This is a genomic window from Nocardia sp. NPDC019395 (genome assembly GCF_040632335.1).
GTDB lineage: Bacteria > Actinomycetota > Actinomycetes > Mycobacteriales > Mycobacteriaceae > Nocardia.
This window is the reverse complement of record NZ_JBEYBT010000001.1, coordinates 125650-144613: the sequence shown is the minus strand read 5'-3', so window position 1 is coordinate 144613 and position 18964 is coordinate 125650. Positions and strand designations below refer to the sequence as shown.

The following is an 18964-nucleotide window of genomic DNA, read 5'->3' as shown; positions in this document are numbered from 1 at the left end:
GCGGGCCCATCGACATCCCGGGATCGAGGATGCGACCGATCCCGTGGTGATCATTCCCCGCCCGCCGGCCCGGTGATCCTATGCAGCGGCCGGCCCGGCAACCCGCGGACCACACCGCCGCCGCGCAGCATCCAGTGCGGTCGGCAGGATCTGACAGAGCCCGGGTGCACACTGGACAACCGAGACACCTGCTGCGCCCGGATACAGCCGCATCCGGGCGCACCCAGCGGTGACGCGGAACCTGCCTCGGCACTGCACCGAGGAGGCCCGGTCGGCACCGCGCCGTGCCGGAAAGGAATGACGATGACGCGGGCCCGATCGACCGCCACCCACTGGGGGAACTATCTCCTCGACACCGCCGCCGACGGAACCCTGTCGGTGACACCGCACGCCGGCGACCCCCAGCCGTCCCCCATAGGCCGCTCGCTGACCGCCCTCCAGGATCCCGACCACCGCATCGCCCGTCCGGCGATCCGGCTCGACTACTACCGCCACGGCACGGCCGCCGACCCCTCGCTCCGGGGACGGCAACCGTTCGTCGAGGTCGACTGGGACGAAGCCCTCGATATCGCCGCCGGCGCCCTGCTCTCGGCACAGGCGACTGGCGGGAACCGCGCGATATACGGCGGCTCCTACGGCTGGGCCGGGGCCGGCCGGTTCCACCACGCACAGGGACAGATCCACCGATTCCTGCAGATATTCGGCGGCTACACCGCCTCGGTGGACACCTACTCCTTCGCCGCGGCCGAGGTACTCGTTCCGCACATCCTCGGGATGAACGCCTACGCCGCGGCCAAGCAGGCTCCCACAACGGAAGAGATCGCCCGGCACTGCGCCCGCGTGGTGTTCTTCGGTGGTGCCGCGCCGCGCAACACCCAGGTCAATCCTGGTGGTGTCGGTGCGCATCCGTCCACTGACAGGCTCACCGCACTACGCGACGCCGGGGTCGATATCGTCCATATCGGACCCGTCCGCGACGATTGCGATCCGGCGCTCGGCGCCCGCTGGGTGCCCTGCCGCCCGCATACCGACGTCGCGATCATGCTCGCCATGCTGCACACCCTCGTCACCGAGGAACTGCACGACCGCGCGTTCCTCGACCGCTACAGCACCGGCTTCGACCAGTTGGCCGAGTACCTCACCGGGCGCGTCGACGGCCTGCCGAAATCGCCCGAATGGGCCGCCGGCCTCGCCGAGGTCCCCGCCGCGGAGATCCGCGACCTCGCCCGGCTGATGGCCCGCGAACGCTGCCTGATCGGACTTCCCTTCGCCCTGCAGCGCGCCGAACACGGCGAGCAGAGTTACTGGGCCGCATGGGCACTCGCGGCGGCGCTCGGCCATATCGGATTACCGGGCGGCGGCATTCTCATGGGCACGGGTGTGGGGATGACCCACGACATGCAGCGCCGTTACCTGCCCTTCGAGATCGGCGCTTTCCCACAACCGGGTAACCCGGTCACCGATATCGTCCCGGTGGCCCGGCTCACCGAAATGCTCGAACAGCCCGGCGGCACCGTCGACTACAACGGCCGGGTGCTCACCTATCCGGAGATCGATCTGATCTATTGGGCCGGCGGCAATCCGTTCCACCATCATCAGGATCTCAACCGGCTGCGCCGCGCCTGGTCGCGCCCACGCACCGTGATCGTGAACGAGATCAGCTGGACCTCGACCGCCCGGATGGCCGATATCGTCCTGCCCACCACCGCATCCGCGGAACGTGAGGATTTCGCCGGCGGGCGGTCGGATCACTGGCTGACCCCCATGAACCGCGCCCTCGAACCCTACGGCCGGGCCCGCGACGACTACGCGATTTTCACCGGTCTCGCCGAACGACTCGGTTTCGCCGAGCGTTTCACCGAAGGACGGACCGCGCGGCAATGGGTCGAGCGGCTGTGGCGCACTACCGTCGACAATGCCGCGGCCGCCGGTATCCAGCTGCCCGGCTACGCGGATTTCCGCACCGGGGAGCCCCTCGATCTGCGTCCGGTACTCACCGAGAGCCGCCACGCCCTCGAACTGTTCCGCGACGATCCGGACCGGCACCCGCTGCGCACACCCTCCGGCCGGATCGAACTCTTCTCCCGCACGATCGCGGAGTTCGGCTACTCCGACTGCGTGGGCCACCCCGCGTGGTATCCGCCCCGCGAATGGCTCGGCAGCCCACTGGCGCAACGCTTTCCGCTGCATCTGCTTTCACATCAGCCCGCGACCCGCCTGCACAGTCAGCTCGATTACGGTGTCACCAGCCAGGAGTCCAAGATCCGCGGCCGCGAACCGTTACGGATGAATCCCGCCGACGCTGCCGCCCGCGGTCTGCACAACGGCGATATCGTGCGCGTTTTCAACGACCGCGGCGCGCTCCTGGCCGGTGTCCGTATCTCCGACGCGGTGCGGCCCGGTGTGGTGCATATGGCAACCGGCGCCTGGTACGACCCGCTGGACCCGGCCGACCCCGTATCGCTGGACGTGCACGGCAACCCGAACACGGTCACCAACGATATCGGCACCAGCTCGCTGACCCAGGGCCCCTCCGTCAACAGCTGCCTGGTCGAAGCCGAACGTTATGACGGCGACCTTCCGCCGCTGCGGGTGCGCACACCCCCACCGATGGTGGACGCCGTCCGGTAGCTCTGATCGAGCGGCTACCCGAGCCGAGCGTCGTCCATACCGCCGGCTTCCGTTATCAGATCACGTCCACGCGTTTCGGCGATGCCCCGGACGCGGTGGCCGTAACGAGCGCAGTGGCCGCAGCACCGTGCTCTCGACCGCGTAACTATGCGAAATATGCGTCAACGCGAGTGCCGTGGGGCGATCAGCTGTCCCGTAACGACAGAAGGAAATCGAAAAACGCCAGTTCAGAGGTCTGGAATAGATTCACAGCGGGAAGTAACCGGAGGTTTACCTCGGAGCCTTGTCGCGTAACCCGGCCCGGACGCACGCTACCGGCATGCACCATATCGCGGCACACGATGACCGGACCGGTTCGCAGGACGCGGCGCGGGACCGGGCAGTGTTCGAGGGCCAGGTCCGCCGGCTGTTGCCTGCCTCGGGACATCTGATGACCCGCCGGCTGCGCGACCTGCTGCGTGCGGAACTGCGATCCGGCGCCTTCGGTACCGGCCGGCTCCCCAGCGAATCCGAGCTGATGGCCCGGCACCGCGCCTCCCGGGATGTCGTCCGGGCCGCACTCGACCTGTTGCGCCGGGACGGGCTGATCGAGCGTAGGCGCGGACTGGGGACAGTCGCGATCCGGGAGGAGTACGTCGTCGCGGGTGCGCCGCCACCGGCCGGCCGGTCATTGGAGGAGCATCTGGCGCTGGGCCGGATCTCACCGCGACTACTGCATTGGGCGTGGGTCCCCGCACCGCCGGTGATCGCCGGCCGGCTCGGCGAGGTGGCGGTGGGGACGGACTGCCTTTGTATCGAATACGTCCTACTGCTCGACGACCGCCCACTCGCCGTTTTCACCAATTACCTGCGAGCGGCCGAGGCGAGTGGTCTCGATCAGGCCACCTTCCGCGACGATTTCTACACCCTGCTGCATTCGGGTGGAGTCGATATCACCGGTTGCGATATGGGCGTGCAGGCCGGACGGGCCGACGACTGCGCCGCGGAGCTGCTGCACATCCTGCCCGGCGAACCCGTATTGCTGGTCGAACAGACGATTCGCGACCGGGCGGGTTGCGCCGTCGACTACGCACTCGGCACCTGCCGCGGCGAACTCCAACTGGCGATCGGCGGCATACCCCGTATCGATCCGACCGGCGCATTGTCCCATCGGCCGTGAGTTCGGCCCGGCCGCAACACGGTTCCAGACCGCCGCCACAGAACCAACTGGGCACGATCTCCCCTCCGCTGCAACATAGTTCGATCCGAGAACGAGGACCACCATGACCACGACAGTCCCGGCACTCACACTGCCGACACTCACCGACGCCGTGACAGCACTGCGGACCGGCGAAACGAGCGCCGCGGCACTCGTCGAACAGGCCATCACCGCCGCGGATGCGGGTGACGGCGAGATCGGCGTGTACCTCACCCGGTTCGACGACAGCGCCCGGCAGGCGGCGGCCCATGCGGACGAGAGGATCGCGGCCGGGCAGCCACTGGGTCCGCTCGACGGAATCCCGGTGGGCGTCAAGGATATTCTGGCCCACTCGAAGGGCCCGACCACGGCGCAGAGCCTGGTACTGGACCCGGCGTGGGGCGCGTCGGCCGGCGACTGCGTCGTGGTGCGCCGGCTGGAACAGGCGGGCGCGATCGTCACCGGCAAGACCACCACGATGGAATTCGCCATCGGCGCGCCCGATCCGGACAAACCCTTTCCGGTGCCGCGCAATGCCTGGGATACCGGCCGCTGGGCCGGCGGATCCAGTTCGGGATCCGGCAGCGGCGTCGCCGCCGGGATGTTCTGTGCCGCGATCGGCACCGATACCGCGGGCAGCATCCGTATTCCGGCGGCGTTCAACGGGATCACCGGCCTCAAACCGACCTTCGGCCGAGTCCCGAAATCCGGTGTCGTTCCCCTCGGTTACACCCTCGACCATATCGGGCCGATGGCCCGCAGTGCCGCCGACTGCGCCGCCGTTCTCACCGCGATCGCGGGGTACGACAGCTCCGATCCGTACAGTTCGCGCGCGCCCATCGACGACTATCTCGGGGCGCTCACCGGCGACCTGCACGGCGTCACCATCGGGGTGGACGATCTGGACCGGTACGCGAGCGGCGGAATCGACCCCGCCCAGCCCGCGCTGTTCAGCGCGGCCGTGGACGCGCTGCGCGCGGCGGGAGCGACGGTGATCCCGGTGGAAGTTCCGATGTACCCGGAGCTGACGGCCATCGATATCGTCGTCATGCTCGCCGAAGCCCACGCCTACCACCGGCAGACCCTGCGCACCCGGTGGGCCGACTACGGACAGGCCACCAGGATCATCCTGGCCGGCGGTGCCGGTGTCAGCGGCCCGGATTACGTCCAGGCGCAACGGGTCCGGCGGATCGCGCAGCAGCGGATGGCGGAGCTGCTCGCCAAGGTAGACCTGGTCCTCACCCCCACCGGCCATCTCGGGGCGCCCGCACTGGACACCATGGACCCGCTCGACCCGCTCGGTGTTCTGCCCTCCCTGCACACGCCGTACTGGAACCCGCTGGGCAACCCGACGCTCGCGGTGCCGATCGGTCTCTCCAGCGAGGGCACCCCGCTGTCGATGTCCTTCTCCGGCAACCATTTCGCCGAGGCTGCGGTCCTGCGGGCCGGAGACGCCTTCCAGCGCCGTACCGATCATCACCTCCAGCGCCCCACCGATCACCGAGGAGAAACCCGATGAGTATCGATACCCCGTACACCTGGTCGGGCGAGTCCGCCGAGAACACCGCGGTCGACGCCATGTACCGCCTGGCCGGCGAGATGGCTGCCCTGCTGCACGGATTCGACGAAGCCCGCTACACCGACCCGAGCGGCGGTTTCACGGTCGGTTGAGTCAACGGGCGGCGCGGGGTCCAATACCTCCTGGGCACCGATGAATCGTGATATTCACAGTGGTGTACTCGAATTTCAGTCCGAGGAGATCTCGTGGACCACCCCGTGCCCGACCCCGACTTCGCCACGCCCTATATCGATATCGACGAGTGGCGCGATCTCCCCGCACACCATCGGTATATACACGGCGGTTTCACGGGCACCGACACCCGCTTCTCCCTGTATTTCCCACCCGAACAGGACTATCGCGGGCGGTTCTTCCAGCACATCACCCCGGTTCCCGATAGTGAGCACCTCGCCCAGCGCGCCACCGGCCGGGAGGACAAGATCGGGTTCGCGTTCTCCAGTGGCGCCTATTTCCTGGAGACCAACGGCGGCGGCAGCCCCGCCACTCCCGAGGGCGGCGCCGATCCGACCGTGACCGCCTATCGCGCCAATGCCGCCGCCGCACAATATTCTCGCGATATCGCCCGGCGCCTGTACGGCGACCATCGCCCGTACGGCTACGCCTACGGTGGCAGCGGCGGCGGGTACCGGACCATCGGCGGTGCCGAGAGCACCGACGGAGTGTGGGACGGGTTCGTGCCCTACGTCATCGGCAGCCCGATGGCCATCCCCAATGTCTTCGCGGTGCGGATGCACGCCCAGCGGATACTGCGCCACAGCCTCGATCGAATCGCCGACGCGGCCGACGCCGGATCACGCCGTGCGGTCGACGCCGATCTCACCGGCGAAGAACGCGACGCACTGGCCGAAGTCACCGGCATGGGCTTTCCGGTCCGTTCCTGGTTCGGGCACCGCACCATGGGCTTCCACGCGTTCGGCGCCCTCTACCCGCATATCCGGACCGTCGACCCTGCCTATTTCGAGGACTACTGGACGACCCCCGGCTATCTCGGCGCCGACCCCGCTGCCTCGGTGCATCGCGACCGCGTCAGCCACCGCTCCCGGACCACCGGCACCCTCACCCGCGAGCAGGCCACCGCATACGGCATCCCGGACCATCGGGCGGCCGGAACCCCGCACGGCGGTGTCGACGAGGCGTTCAAGGGCTCCGGCGGTGACGGGAGCTGCGTCGTGGCCGTCGCCGTACCCGGCCTGCCTGCCGACGCCCTGATCCAGGGGGCGGACCTGCTGGTGATCACGGGCTCCGCCGCCGGCGCACGCGCCACCGTGACCGGCTTCCACGGCGATGTGGCAGTCCTCGATACACCCGACCGGGACGGCGCCCTGGCCGGACTGGAGCCCGGCGATACCGTGGAAATCGACAACAGCGCTTTCCTCGCCGCCCAGACCTACCATCGCCATCAGGTTCCCGATCCGAGCTATCCCGTCTGGGACCGGTTCCGCCGGCCGGACGGATCCCCGCTGTACCCGCAGCGGCCGTTACTTCTCGGCCCCCTGTTCACCGAGGCCGCCTCCGGGCATCTGCCGACGGGACGTTTCACCGGCAAGATGATCGTCGTCTCCTGCCTGCTGGACCGCGAGGCCTTCCCTTGGCAGGCCGATTGGTACCGCGGCCGGGTCCGCGAACACTTCGGCGACCGGACCGACGACCATTTCCGGCTCTGGTACGTCGACCACGCCCTGCACGGCGACGACGAAGCCCAGGAACATCCCACCCGTACCGTCAGCTATCTCGGCGTCCTGCACCAGGCGCTCCGCGAACTCAGCGCATGGGTCGAGACCGGCCGGCCTCCGGCCGCCGCAACTCGATACATCGTCGAAGACGGCCAGGTACACGTCCCGGCCGGCGCCGCCGAGCGCCTCGGTGTCCAGCCCGTTGTCACGCTCACCGCGGACGGCACCGACCGCGCCGAAATCGCCGCCGGACAGCCGGTTACGCTGAAAGCCGTCGCCGAGACACCTCCCGGTGCCGGACTCATCGTGTCACTCGCCTGGGACTTCGACGGTTCGGGCGAGTTCACCGATACGGCCGATCCCGACCCCGCCACCGCCGTGACCGTCGAACGTGATCACGTTTTCACCGAGCCGGGAACATATTTCGTCACCGCCCGCGTCACATCTCAACCCGACGGCGACCCCGTGACTCCCTATGCCCGGATCGACAACCTCGCGCGGGTCCGCGTCATCGTCGGCTGACCGGATCACACTCCGGCGGCCATACCGCCTGTCACCCGCAGGGTTTCACCGGTGATGAATCGCGCGCGATCCGAGGTCAGGTACAGCATCGCGTCGACGATATCGGCCTCGGCGCCGTCGGTGTCGATGTACTGCATGGCCTTCACCCGCTCCTTCACCGCGTCCGGCAGTTCGGCCCGGATGGTGTCGGTCGCGATCATGCCCGGCGAGATCGCGTTGACGCGGATCCCGTCGGCGCCGAGTTCCCGGGCGAAGGTGACGGTCAGCCCGGCAACGGCCAGTTTCGATGTGCCGTAGGCGGTACCGCCCAGATGCGCGGCCGCGGAGGCGATATTGACGATGCAGGCGCCGCTTCTACCGGCCATATACGGGTGCGCCGCGAGGGTGCAGGCGATCACCCCGACAACGTTGACCTCGAGCAGGCGCCGGACTTTCGGCAGCCCCATTTCACGGATGGGCCTGCTGTACTCGTCACTGTGCAGGCCGGCGTTGTTGATCAGGACATCGATCCCACCGTGGATCTCCGCGGCCTCGGCCATGATCGTGGCCATCGCGGTCTCGTCGGTGACATCGCCCGCGAAACCACGGGCCGAACCACCTGACCGGCGAATATCGTCCGCTGCCTCCTCGACTGCCCCGGCATCGACATCGACGAGCACGACGGCGGCTCCTTCACGGGCGAGCGCGGCACCGAATGCCTTGCCGAACCCCCGTCCGCCGCCGGTGACAACAGCTGTCGTACCGGCGCGCGCGCCCTGACGGCGATCCTGTGCTGTCATATCGGTTTCCCTCCACGTCACGCTCTCCGCCCGGATGAACCGGATCATCCGCAGACGAGCCGAAAGAACGCACTTCTCCTGCTGGAGAATGCCATTCGGTCAACCGACCGTAGCATCGGCCGCCCGGGTTCCGGGACCGAATCCGGCCGCGGCGCCACCGCAGTTCACGCCCTCACCGGCCACTGGGAGATTCAGGCCGGTCAGAGCGATTCTCGCGGTCCCGATTCATCCTGCCGCACGGAGCCGGCGACTTCGGTTCGCTGTGTGTGCTCGCGGATCTCGGCGGCGGCATCCCGGAGCCAGTCCCGACGCATCGCCATGAATCGCTTGCCGTAATCCATGACCAGCCGGCCGTAACGTGACAGATCATCGTCCCCCAGAGCGACGGACCGCTCATCCTCGAGCAGCCGGTTCAGACGCTGGTCCAGGTGGTCGGCTCCATTCAGCAGATAGTGACAAGCCCGGTCGGAATCGACCTGCCCGAGAAAGAAGACCCGCAGGAGCGCCTCGTCTCGCTGCGGCCGCTTGGGCGCGACGTCGACCAGCCAGTGCCGCAACTCTTCGCGCCCGGCCTCGGTGATCCGGTATTCCTTGCGCCCGCGCGCACCTTCGGCGACCACATCGATCAATTCCTCGCCCGCCAGTTTTCCGAGTTCGGTGTAGAGCTGGCTCTGCGTGGCCGGCCACACATGGGCGAGCGAGATATCGAACATTTTCAGGAGGTCGTATCCGCTGGCGGCACCCATCTCGCCGAGGAGTCCCAATATCCCGTGACGTAGGCTCATGCTCCAACAGTAACCTGTCAAACCTGACACGTTGATGGGGTCGCGTGCCGGTTGGGGTCCCGGACGCCGCCGACGCGCTCGGCGAGCGTCACAGCGACGGACTCGGCGCGAGGGCATTCGCCCGGCGCCGGACAAGCTCGGGATATCGGGCCGTGAACGTCGCGGCCACGACGACGAATCCCGCCTTGCAGGCGACCAACGCCGCGATGTTGTGCGGCCCGTGATCCTGCACCCACACCAGCGTGACCGCCTCGAGCGTGAAGCACACCGCCCACACCGAGGTGATCGTGACATTCATCCGCTGGAATATCGTTGTGCGCGCGATCTTTTCATCGACCCGGCGGCGGGCGATACCCAGCGTGAACGGCCGGCCCACCGCCAAGGTCAGCCAGGCCGTGACGCCCAGCCAGCCCACGGCCAGCGCGGTGCCGTAGTCGAGCACCGGTGAATGCGGCCGGACCAGGGCGAATACCGCGAACAGTGCCATGAACAGTGCGGTGGACAGATCGAGGATCAGTTCATCGAATCGGCGCCCGGACCGGCGGTCGGCGATGAGCAGGACCGCGGATGTGGCCAGCCCGGCCAGCGCACCGGCACGATGGTCGATACCGCTCGCCAGCGCCAGCACGATCCATGGCAGGAAGGTGCGGGCGTAGTACTTCAACACAGTTTCGGCCTCTCCAGTTACATTTCACCTTCGACATGTCTTTAATGACATGTCAAAAATAGAATGCAACGAAACGAGGTGTCAATAGTGGAATGTCAGATCTCAGCGCCGATCGCGGGCGTGATACGTCCGCGTACCTCACCGAATCCGATCCGCGTCCCACCCGGCCCGGGCGCGACCGCGGAGATCGTGACCTCGTCACCGTCCTCGAGGAACGTCCGGTCCTCCCCGGCGATATCAATGGGTTCCGCTCCGCCCCAGGTTAGTTCGATGAAAGCACCACGTTGATCCTTCTCCGGTCCGGAGATGGTGCCGGAGGCGAAGAGATCGCCGGTACTCGTGGCCGCGCCGTTGATCGTGGTGTGCGCGAGCATCTGTGCCGGTGACCAATACATATGCGCATAGGGCGGCCGGGAGACGGTATGGCCGTTCCATTCGACGGTGAGCTCGATATCCAAACCCCATTTCTCACGACCGCGCAGATAGGGCAGCGGTTCGGGATCCTGGGCCGGCGTGTCGATCCGGGCCGCTTCGAGGGCCGCCAGCGGTATCACCCACGGCGAGATCGAGGTCGCGAAACTCTTACCGAGGAACGGGCCCAGTGGTACGTACTCCCAAGCCTGGATGTCACGGGCGGACCAGTCGTTGACGACGACGGCCCCGAACACATGCTCGGCGAACTCGTCCGGTGTGATCACCTCACCCGGTTTCGACGGTACGCCGACGAGGAAGCCCAGTTCGGCCTCGATATCGAGCCGCCGCGACGGCCCGAAGCTCGGAGCCGCCTCCGCAGGAGCCTTGCGCTGACCGCGCGGACGGACGATATCGGTACCGGAGACGACCACAGTGCTGGAACGGCCGTGGTAGCCGACCGGCAGATGCTTCCAGTTCGGCATGAGCGGATCCGAGTCCGGGCGGAACAGGCGTCCGAGATTGGTCGCGTGGTGTTCGGAGGCATAGAAGTCCACGTAGTCCGCGACATCGACCGGGAGATGCAGTGTCACATCCGCGAGGTCGAACAGTGCGCGCGCCGGGATCTCACCGCGTACGAGCTCGGTGATCCGGGCTCGCGCCTCGGCCCAGGCCCGCGGGCCGCGAGCCATGAACGGGTTGAGGGTGGGGTGCGCGAACACGGTGTCGCCGAGCGCCGCCGCCAGATCGATCACGGTGTCCGCGATACGGACACCGACTCTCGGCGTGGTGCCCGGAGTGGAGAACACACCGTAGGGCAGGTTGTCGATTCCGAAGAGGGAGTCGGCGGGGATATCGATCACGGGCATGGAACGGATCCTTCGGAGACGGGCCGGAGCGCGGCGGGAAGCAGACCCAGCTCCACCAACTCGGTGAGCGGATCACTGATACTGCAGGTTCCGAACGAGCGGAACATCGATCTCAGGGCGGCGACCTCGGCGTCGGAGAGCGCGGCAAGCTCCCGGACCAGCGTTGCCCCGTCCCTGTTGGCCAGGGTTGCCTCGAGAGCGGCCGCGCCGGCCCCACCGGCGGCCGCACCGGCCGCCAGCATCAGATTCAGGAAGCCGTGCTGTTCGAATCCGGTGTCCGGGTCGGTATTGCGCACCGCGTGGTGTAGGCCGGCGGTCGCCTTGAACGGGATAGCCGCGGACACCGCCGAATGCACGGCGGCGGCGAGTTCCCATTCCGGCGGATACGCCCCGGCGACGACGCCGCCGGTACGGAACTTCGCCGCGTAGGGCGAGCCGGCGAGCCGGGCGAGGAATGCCGCGCGGCGGTCGCCCCGGGGGACTTCGACGTAGACGTCGATATCGCCGATACGGCTCGCGGCGGCCTCGAGCACCACGAAGAATTCGTCCGCGGACTGCCCGGTGGGCACGGCGATCTCGAGCCCCGCGAGCCGGAGGCCGTCGATCCCGGCCACCTGGTCGAGAGCCACCGGTACCGTATCCGGTCCGCCGGGAGCGGTGAGGACGATATCCACCGGCGCCGGCCGTCGCGCGGCCAGTTCGGCAAGCCGCGGGATCGGGAAGATCAGCGGGCCCACCAGCGCGGCGAAATCACTATCGCGATACCGGGCGTGGGCGGTCAGCGCGGCGGGCAGGGGCGCGTTGCCGGGCGGGAAGAGCGCGGCATCGTCACACAGGCCGCACAGCAGTGGCGGAACCGCGCTCATTCGCCCTCCTTCCCGGCCCACGACCAGGCATAGGCCGGGTCTTCGCAGGCCAGTGCTCCCTCACCGAGTTCCAGCGGAGCGAAGGTGTCGACCATGACGGCCGTCTCCTCGAAGTACTCGACGCCGAGGGAACGTTCCATCGCGCCGGGTTGTGGCCCGTGCGCGTGCCCTCCGGGGTGTACCGAGATCGAGCCGAGGCCGATACCGGAACCCTTGCGCGCCTCGTAGTTCCCGCCGCAATAGAACATGACCTCGTCGGAGTCGACGTTGGAGTGGTAGTACGGCACCGGGATGGACAGCGGGTGATAGTCGACCTTGCGAGGGACGAAGTTGCACACCACGAATCCGTTGCCCTCGAAGGTCTGGTGTACCGGTGGCGGCTGGTGCACGCGGCCGGTGATGGGCTCGTAATCGTCGATATTGAATGTGTAGGGATAGAGGTATCCGTCCCAGCCGACAACGTCGAAGGGGTGCCGCGGGTACACCATGCGGGTGCCGACGATCCCGCCCGAAGTGCGGTGCTTGACGAGAACCTCGACACCACTGCCTTCGGCCAGGAGCACCTCCGACGGCCCGTGCAGGTCGCGTTCGCAATAGGGCGCGTTCTCGAGGAGCTGCCCGAACCTCGACAGATAGCGTTTGGGCGGCACGATATGGCTGCTCGACTCGATCGCGTACGCGCGCAGCGGTTCGTCGCCCCGCGGGATCCAGCGGTGTGTCGTGGACGTCGGGATCAGCACGTAATCGCCACGGCGGGCCTCGAGCACGCCGAATACGGTCTCCACCCGGGCGGCACCGGATTCGACGTAGACGACCTCGTCGCCGAGCACGTTGCGGTAGAGCGGGGACTCCTTCCGGGCCACGACGTAGGAGATGCGGACGTCGGAGTTGCCCAGCAGCAGCCGGCGACCGGTCACGACGTCGGTATCCGCCCACGTCCGCTCCGGGAAGAGATCGTGCAATCGCAGATGCCGTGGTTTGAGCGGATGATTCGGCGTCGTGGTCTGATCCGGGAGATCCCAGACGGCCGAATCCGAGATCGCGGAGGGGATTCCGCGGTGGTAGAGCAGCGACGAATCGGAGGAGAAGCCCTCCTCGCCCATCAGCTCCTCGTAATAGAGGCGGCCGGTGTCGTCGCGGTGCTGGGTGTGGCGCTTCGGCGGAACGTTGCCGAGCCGGCGGTAGTAGGCCATGTCTGCCTCCTCGAGGGTCGGAGTGTGTGTCGATGACGGCCGGGCGCGCCGCAGGGACCGCGGGCGATCCGCGGCGGCGCCGAGATCAGTCCACCCGCAACGCGATGCCCTTGGTCTCCTGTACGAAGAAGACCGTCACCAGCGTGAGGAGCGCGCAGAAAACGAAGTACCCGGCGGGCGCCAGCGAGTTTCCGGTGAGGTCGATGAGATAGGTCGCGATGAAGGGTGCCGTACCGCCGAGCAGCATGTTGGTGATGTTGTTGCCCAGCGCCAGACCGCTGTAGCGCACCGAGGCCTTGAGCATTTCCACATAGGTCACGTACGAGGCGCCGTTGACGACCGAGACACAGATGAACAGCACCGATTGGCCGAACACGGCCTGCCACGCGCCTTCCCCCGCCATCAGCATGAACATCGGTACACCGAGGACGGCGGCCGCGGCGCTACCCGCGAAGAGGACCGGTTTACGCCCGTACCGGTCGGCGAGGTGTCCGGCGATCGGTAGCGTGATGACACCGAGCACCAGCGCGAACGACGTGGACAGGAACGCCATCGTCGAGGAATGGCCACCGGCGGTCTGCAGATAGGTCGCCGCGTACACGGAGGCGATGTAATAGCCACCGGTGATGAGCGCTCCGAGGAATACGATCTTGGCCACGGCACCGCCGGAGGTGCTGAGCAGCTCCATCACCGGCAGTTTCTTCGTCTCGCCCTTCTCCGCGAGTTCCTCGAACTGCGGAGTGTCCTCCATATGGTTACGGATCCAGATACCGACGACACCGATCACCACACTCAACAGGAACGGGATACGCCAGGCCCAGGACAGAATGGTTTCCTCGGAGAACAGGGAGGTCAGCGCGAGCGCGACCAGGGAGGCGACCAGCGAGCCGATATAGGTGCCCGAGTTGACCATCGAGGTCAGCGTCGCCCGCCGGTGGGCCGGCGCCGATTCGGAGACGAACGCATTGGCGCCGCCGAGTTCGCCGCCCGCGGCGAAACCCTGGACACACCGGGCGAGCACCAGGATGGCGGTGGCCCACACGCCCAGCGTCACATAGGTCGGGAGCAGACCCATGACCACGGTGGCGATCACCATCAGCAGGATCGTCCACGACAGGGCGCTCTTGCGGCCGTAGCGGTCACCGATATGGCCGAAGAAGATCCCGCCCGGGATCCGGAGGAAGAAGGCCACCGCGAAGGCGGCGAAGGTGCCCAGCAGGGCGGCCGTATCGTTCTCCGAAACGAAGAACAGCGAGGCCACGACCGTCGCCATATACCCGTAGATGCCGAAGTCGTAGTACTCGACGACGGTGCCCACGACGGCCGCCCGGACGACCTTCACCGGCGACTGACCAGCGGCCGGGGTGGAGTCGCCGGTCGAATCGGAGCGGTGCACTGCTTCGGGCATCAGCTCGTTTCCCAACATGTCATTGTCCTTGTGCGTCAGAGGGGGCACGCGACGCCGACGCCGCGCTACGGCCGGCGATCCGGCCCATGGTGAGGGCGTTGGCGACGGCATTGCCGCCACCCACGTAACGCAGGCCGAGGACGCCGCCGCCGGCTTCACCGGCCGCGAAGAGCCCCGCCACCGGAGTACCGGTGGTATCGAGAACTGCTGCGTGCGAATCAATTTCGAGCCCCGTATGGGTGCATACGAGCTCGGCGGGCAGGATCCGGGCCGCGTAGAACGGACCGACGGCGATCGGATCGAGTTCGGCCGGAGCGCCTTTCGCCGCCAGCGAGACGTGGCGGCGGAAATCCGCATCCCGTCCCGCGGGCAACTGGGTGTTCCAGCGGGCGATACTCGCCCGGAGCGCGGCAGCCGGAACCTCGATCGCGGCGGCGAGCTCGTCCAGGGTTTCGGCACGAACGGTGCGTCCGGCCTCGACCTCTTCGGCCACCCGCTCGGCGTTCCAATCGGAATAGCCGGGCGCCAGTCCGGCCACCGCTTTCTCGTCGAAGACCATCCAGGCGTATCCGCCCTGTTGATCCATAATTCCGGTCGACACGGCATACGACGCGTCCTCGTCCATGAAGCGCCGGCCCTCCCGGTTGACATAGATCCGGGAAGCGGGCGGGAATCCGGACTGCCAATGGTGCTGCCGCTGGAAGTACACGGTCGGCATGAGCAGGCCCCAGCCGTGGCCCGTCAGACCCGCACCGACCGAGTCCCCGAACCGCAGATGGTCGCCCCGGCTGCCGGGGGCGGCGACAACGAACAGGGATTCGCCCGCCTCCCGCGCATCCGGGAAATAGCGGTCCACGAATCCCGGGTCCCGGGCGAATCCGCCGGACGCCACGACCACGGCACCCGCCCGCACCTCGATACCGTCGGCGACCACCCCCGTGACCCGCCCCGCGTCCACGAGCAATCGCTCCACCCGTGTACCCAGAACGACCTCGACGCCGTGCGCGCGACCCGCCCCGGCGAGTACCTGCACCAGACCGTAGCCCTGATCCTTCGGTACGTGCCCGCGCCACACGTCCTCCACTCCCGCCCGGGTGAGCCCCGGCTGGTGCGCGTTACCGGAAACGGCCGCCGGAACCTCGAGCCCGAGGCCGATGAGCCATTCGAGTGTCGGTCCGGCGTTCTCGCAGAAGGTGTGGATCAGACCGGGCCGCAACACCCACTGGTTGAGGTCCATGTAGTGCTGGAAGAACTTCTCCGGCGAATCCTCGATACCCAGGGCTCGCTGCACACTCGTGCCGGCCGCGGTGAACAGGCCCGCGGACAGCTGCGTGGAACCGCCGAGTTCGCGTTCGGATTCGAACAACAGGACCGAGGCACCGTCCTGCGCCGCGGATACCGCGGCGGCCAATCCGGCACCACCACCACCGATCACGATGACATCGAATTCGTCGTCCATCACAGGCTCCCCTCTGTCTCCGCGGTGATCCGGTGGTACAGGCCGTTGGAGACGAGACCGCCGTCGACTGTCAGCTCACTGCCCGTCGTATAACTCGACCGGTCCGACAGCAGATGCAGGACCGCGTCGGTGATCTCCTCGACCGCGCCCATGCGCCCCATCGGAATGGAGCGCAGTGACGACTCCACGAACGCGCCCGATCCGCTTACCAGGGCGGTGCCCACCAGTCCCGGATGCACGGAATTCACCCGGATTCCCCATTTCGCCAGACCACCGGCCGCCGATTTCGACAATCCGGTCAGGCCCCATTTGCTCGCGGAATAGGCCGGCGAGAAGTAGCCGATCTGCCCGGAGATCGACGAGATATTGACGATCGACCCACCGCCGGAGTCGCGCATGAGCGGTGCTGCCGCCTGGATCCCGTAGAACGGGCCGAAGAGATTGACGCGCAGCGTTTTCTCCCAGATATCGTCCGGGGTGTCCATGAACTCGAGCCGCCGCGAGATACCCGCGTTGTTGACCAGGCCGCCGAGTTCCCCGCGGTCGGCGCGGATCTCCTCGATCACCCGCGTCCACGCGCCGCGATCCGCGACATCGAGGGTGTGCGCGCTCGCCGAGCCGCCGGCGGCGGCGATCTCCCGGGCCAGTTCGCTGGTATCGGCGATATCGCCGAGACAGACATGGGTGCCCACGGCGCCCAGCGCCCGGGCGTGGGCGGCACCCATACCGGATGCCGCGCCGGTCACCAGGACGACCCCCGGGTAGACCGGCCGATCAGACATGACGCGACCCACCGTCGACGGCGATGCTGTGCCCGGTGATGTAGCGGGCACTGTCGGACAGCAGGAACAGCAGCGGCCCGAACACTTCCTCGGGCGATCCGAGCCGGTGCAGCGGCACCACTTCGAGGGCGTGCGCGAGGGCGGCCGGGTCTTCCTGCACCCAGCGGGTCATCGCCGTATCGATATAGCCGGGGGCGATGGAGTTCACTCGAATTCCCTTGTCGCCCAGTTCGACGGCCAGCGATTCGGTCATATGCGCGACCGCGGCTTTCGAGGTGCAGTAGGCGCCCCGCCCCTTCCGGACGCGAAGCGCCGATACCGACGACATGTTCACGATCGCGCCACCGGGCTCCATATGCCGCGCCGCGGCCTGGGCGCCGTAGAGCACGCCCTCGACGTTCACCCGCAGCGTCGAGCCGATCTGCTCGGGCGAGATGTCATCGACCAGGGCGAACGGGAAGATTCCGGCATTGTTGACCCAGAAGTCGATGCGGCCGAACTCGCGCAGCGCGCGCTGGGCCAGTTCCTCGTGATCACCGGGGGCCGTGACATCCGCGCGCATTCCGACGATGCGGCCCGGCCGGACTGCCCGGTCACCGTCGGCGAGCTCGGCGGTGAGGCGCTCCGCGGTCGCGACCACCTGTTCCTCATTGATATCCGCGGCGACCACACTCACCCCGCGGGTGGCCAGCCCCGCGGCGAAAACCGCCCCCATCCCCTGCGCCGCCCCGGTGACGACCGCGACCTTGCCCGCCATCTCGGGGTACTGCGCGGTCATCCCCGCCGTATCGGTACGCCCGGGGTTGGCGTTTTCCATGGTGCTCATCTGTGATCCTCCGAAAATGGGTGATATCGGTCCGGGTGGTGGTGACTCAGCGCGTGTCGTCGCGGGAGACATCCCGGTGGGCGACCAGCCAGGTGCCACCCACCAGTTCGAGGCGGTCCGCGATCGTCGTCATACGCACCAGGCGCGGCGACCCGCCCCGTGGTGTGGCGACGATCTGCAGATACGCCTGCGCCTGGAGAGTGGAGGGGCCGGAGCGCCGGACCGCGATATTCGTGACGATGTGCCGGTGCGTCTCGTCCGCCGCTTCCGCCGCGGCCCGGAATGCCGCCGCGAAATCGGTCAGTGCGGCCGTGCCGGCCACCGGCGCGGGGTAGCTCGGCGAATGGAACTCGCCCCCGGCCGTGAAGGTGGCGGCCCATTCCGCGGCGAAACCGCCGTCTATGGAGTGGCTCTGCAGGCCGTACAGCTGATGGACCGCGGCAAGCGTCGCCGGATCCGGCAGCTCGCCGGATACATCCCTGTGCATCGAATTCTCCTCGACATCTTCGCCGAATGCGATTTGCCCCCACTCGCCACTCGTGCGATAATCGCACGCACCGTGCGATATGTACGAAGGCTAAGTGTCCCCACTCACAGATGTCAAGAAGGCAGGAATGAACCACAGCACGGAAACGGCCGGGGAACGCGGCACCGCGGTCGAGCTCGACTCCGGAATGTCGAAAACGCTGCATCACGGCTTGCAGATCCTCGAGGCGCTGTCCCGGCACCCGCACGGCCTCACGGTCACCGATGTCGCGGACGCGGTCGGCGTGCACAGGACGGTGGCCCACCGGCTCATCCGCACCCTCGAGGCGCACCGCCTGTGCCGTCGCGACGAAAACAAACGGATAACCCTCGGGACCGGGCTGGTCACCCTCGCCGAGCCCGTGGAACAGGATCTGCGCACAGTGGCACGACCCGTCCTGGAGGAACTCGCCGAACGGACTCGCGCCACCGCGCACCTGGTGATCCGCGAAAGCGATACCGAGGTTCGCGCACTCATGGTCGTCGAACCCCGCAACGCCGAGGTCCATGTGGCGTTCCGGCCGGGCCAGGTACACCCCATCGACCGCGGGTCCGCCGGCCTGGTGATGCTGGCCGCAAACCCCCCGGCCCCCGGGGAACGCCCCGAGGTCACGGCAGCGCGCGAACTCGGGTACGCGGTCACCCGCGGCGAAGTGGTGGCGACGGTTTTCGGTATCTCGGCACTGATCCCGCGCCGGCGCGGGACACCCCAGACCTCGATCGGTATCTCATTGTTCGAGATCGACGAGGAGGAAACGCGGGGCAGCGCCGTCGTGGAGCACGCGCGCCGGTTGGGGGCGCTGTTGCACTGA

At 67.7% G+C, this 18964-nt stretch carries 17 protein-coding genes; 6 read left to right on the top strand and 11 right to left on the bottom strand.

Annotation, left to right across the window (positions count from 1 at the left end):
- Positions 1–303 precede the first annotated feature (303 nt).
- From ABZ827_RS00700 to ABZ827_RS00680, 5 genes are all read left to right on the top strand, one after another.
- Positions 304–2631 (top strand): molybdopterin-dependent oxidoreductase, encoded by a 2328-nt coding sequence (locus ABZ827_RS00700; RefSeq protein ID WP_357230763.1) that lies wholly within the window; start codon positions 304–306, stop codon positions 2629–2631.
- Positions 2632–2950: 319 nt separating this feature from the next.
- Positions 2951–3790 carry a GntR family transcriptional regulator gene (locus tag ABZ827_RS00695; RefSeq protein WP_357230760.1) on the top strand — a complete coding sequence of 280 codons (840 nt, stop codon included), beginning with the start codon at positions 2951–2953 and terminating at the stop codon, positions 3788–3790.
- 103 nt (positions 3791–3893) lie between these two features.
- Positions 3894–5327, top strand: a complete 1434-nt coding sequence (locus ABZ827_RS00690) for an amidase (protein WP_357230757.1) — start codon at positions 3894–3896, stop codon at positions 5325–5327.
- On the top strand, positions 5324–5479 hold the full coding sequence (locus ABZ827_RS00685; protein WP_357230754.1) for a hypothetical protein: 156 nt from the start codon (positions 5324–5326) through the stop codon (positions 5477–5479). Before ABZ827_RS00690 ends, ABZ827_RS00685 begins: the two co-directional genes overlap by 4 nt.
- Positions 5480–5572: 93 nt before the next feature.
- The gene (locus tag ABZ827_RS00680) at positions 5573–7582 is read left to right on the top strand and encodes a PKD domain-containing protein (RefSeq protein ID WP_357230751.1); all 2010 of its coding nucleotides are present in this window, start codon (positions 5573–5575) and stop codon (positions 7580–7582) included.
- 5 nt (positions 7583–7587) lie between these two features.
- Here ABZ827_RS00680 and ABZ827_RS00675 read toward each other — a convergent pair whose 3' ends face one another.
- The 11 genes from ABZ827_RS00675 to ABZ827_RS00625 form a co-directional block, all read right to left on the bottom strand.
- The gene (locus tag ABZ827_RS00675; protein WP_357230748.1) at positions 7588–8361 is read right to left on the bottom strand and encodes an SDR family oxidoreductase; all 774 of its coding nucleotides are present in this window, start codon (positions 8359–8361) and stop codon (positions 7588–7590) included.
- A 200-nt stretch (positions 8362–8561) separates the two neighbouring features.
- A complete protein-coding gene (locus ABZ827_RS00670) occupies positions 8562–9146 on the bottom strand; it encodes a PadR family transcriptional regulator (RefSeq protein WP_357230746.1) in 585 nt (194 codons plus the stop codon).
- 88 nt (positions 9147–9234) lie between these two features.
- Complete coding sequence (locus ABZ827_RS00665) at positions 9235–9813, bottom strand: hypothetical protein (RefSeq protein ID WP_357230743.1); 579 nt, start codon at positions 9811–9813, stop codon at positions 9235–9237.
- Positions 9814–9908: 95 nt separating this feature from the next.
- Complete coding sequence (gene fahA, locus ABZ827_RS00660; RefSeq protein ID WP_357230740.1) at positions 9909–11093, bottom strand: fumarylacetoacetase; 1185 nt, start codon at positions 11091–11093, stop codon at positions 9909–9911.
- Entirely contained in the window at positions 11084–11959 is an 876-nt protein-coding gene (locus tag ABZ827_RS00655) for a hypothetical protein (protein ID WP_357230737.1), read from the bottom strand. Before ABZ827_RS00655 ends, fahA begins: the two co-directional genes overlap by 10 nt.
- Positions 11956–13152, bottom strand: a complete 1197-nt coding sequence (locus tag ABZ827_RS00650) for a cupin domain-containing protein (RefSeq protein ID WP_357230734.1) — start codon at positions 13150–13152, stop codon at positions 11956–11958. The genes ABZ827_RS00655 and ABZ827_RS00650 overlap by 4 nt, the downstream gene beginning before the upstream one ends.
- An 85-nt stretch (positions 13153–13237) precedes the next feature.
- A complete protein-coding gene (locus ABZ827_RS00645; RefSeq protein WP_357234332.1) occupies positions 13238–14560 on the bottom strand; it encodes an MFS transporter in 1323 nt (440 codons plus the stop codon).
- Positions 14561–14579: 19 nt separating this feature from the next.
- Complete coding sequence (locus ABZ827_RS00640; RefSeq protein WP_357230731.1) at positions 14580–16022, bottom strand: FAD-dependent oxidoreductase; 1443 nt, start codon at positions 16020–16022, stop codon at positions 14580–14582.
- Complete coding sequence (locus ABZ827_RS00635) at positions 16019–16801, bottom strand: SDR family NAD(P)-dependent oxidoreductase (RefSeq protein ID WP_357230728.1); 783 nt, start codon at positions 16799–16801, stop codon at positions 16019–16021. The genes ABZ827_RS00640 and ABZ827_RS00635 overlap by 4 nt, the downstream gene beginning before the upstream one ends.
- On the bottom strand, positions 16794–17627 hold the full coding sequence (locus ABZ827_RS00630) for an SDR family oxidoreductase (protein ID WP_357230725.1): 834 nt from the start codon (positions 17625–17627) through the stop codon (positions 16794–16796). The genes ABZ827_RS00635 and ABZ827_RS00630 overlap by 8 nt, the downstream gene beginning before the upstream one ends.
- A gap of 46 nt (positions 17628–17673) precedes the next feature.
- The gene (locus tag ABZ827_RS00625; protein ID WP_357230722.1) at positions 17674–18114 is read right to left on the bottom strand and encodes a nuclear transport factor 2 family protein; all 441 of its coding nucleotides are present in this window, start codon (positions 18112–18114) and stop codon (positions 17674–17676) included.
- Between the two features lie 127 nt (positions 18115–18241).
- On the opposite strand from ABZ827_RS00625, the gene ABZ827_RS00620 reads away from it, so the two are divergent.
- A complete protein-coding gene (locus ABZ827_RS00620) occupies positions 18242–18964 on the top strand; it encodes a helix-turn-helix domain-containing protein (RefSeq protein WP_357230719.1) in 723 nt (240 codons plus the stop codon).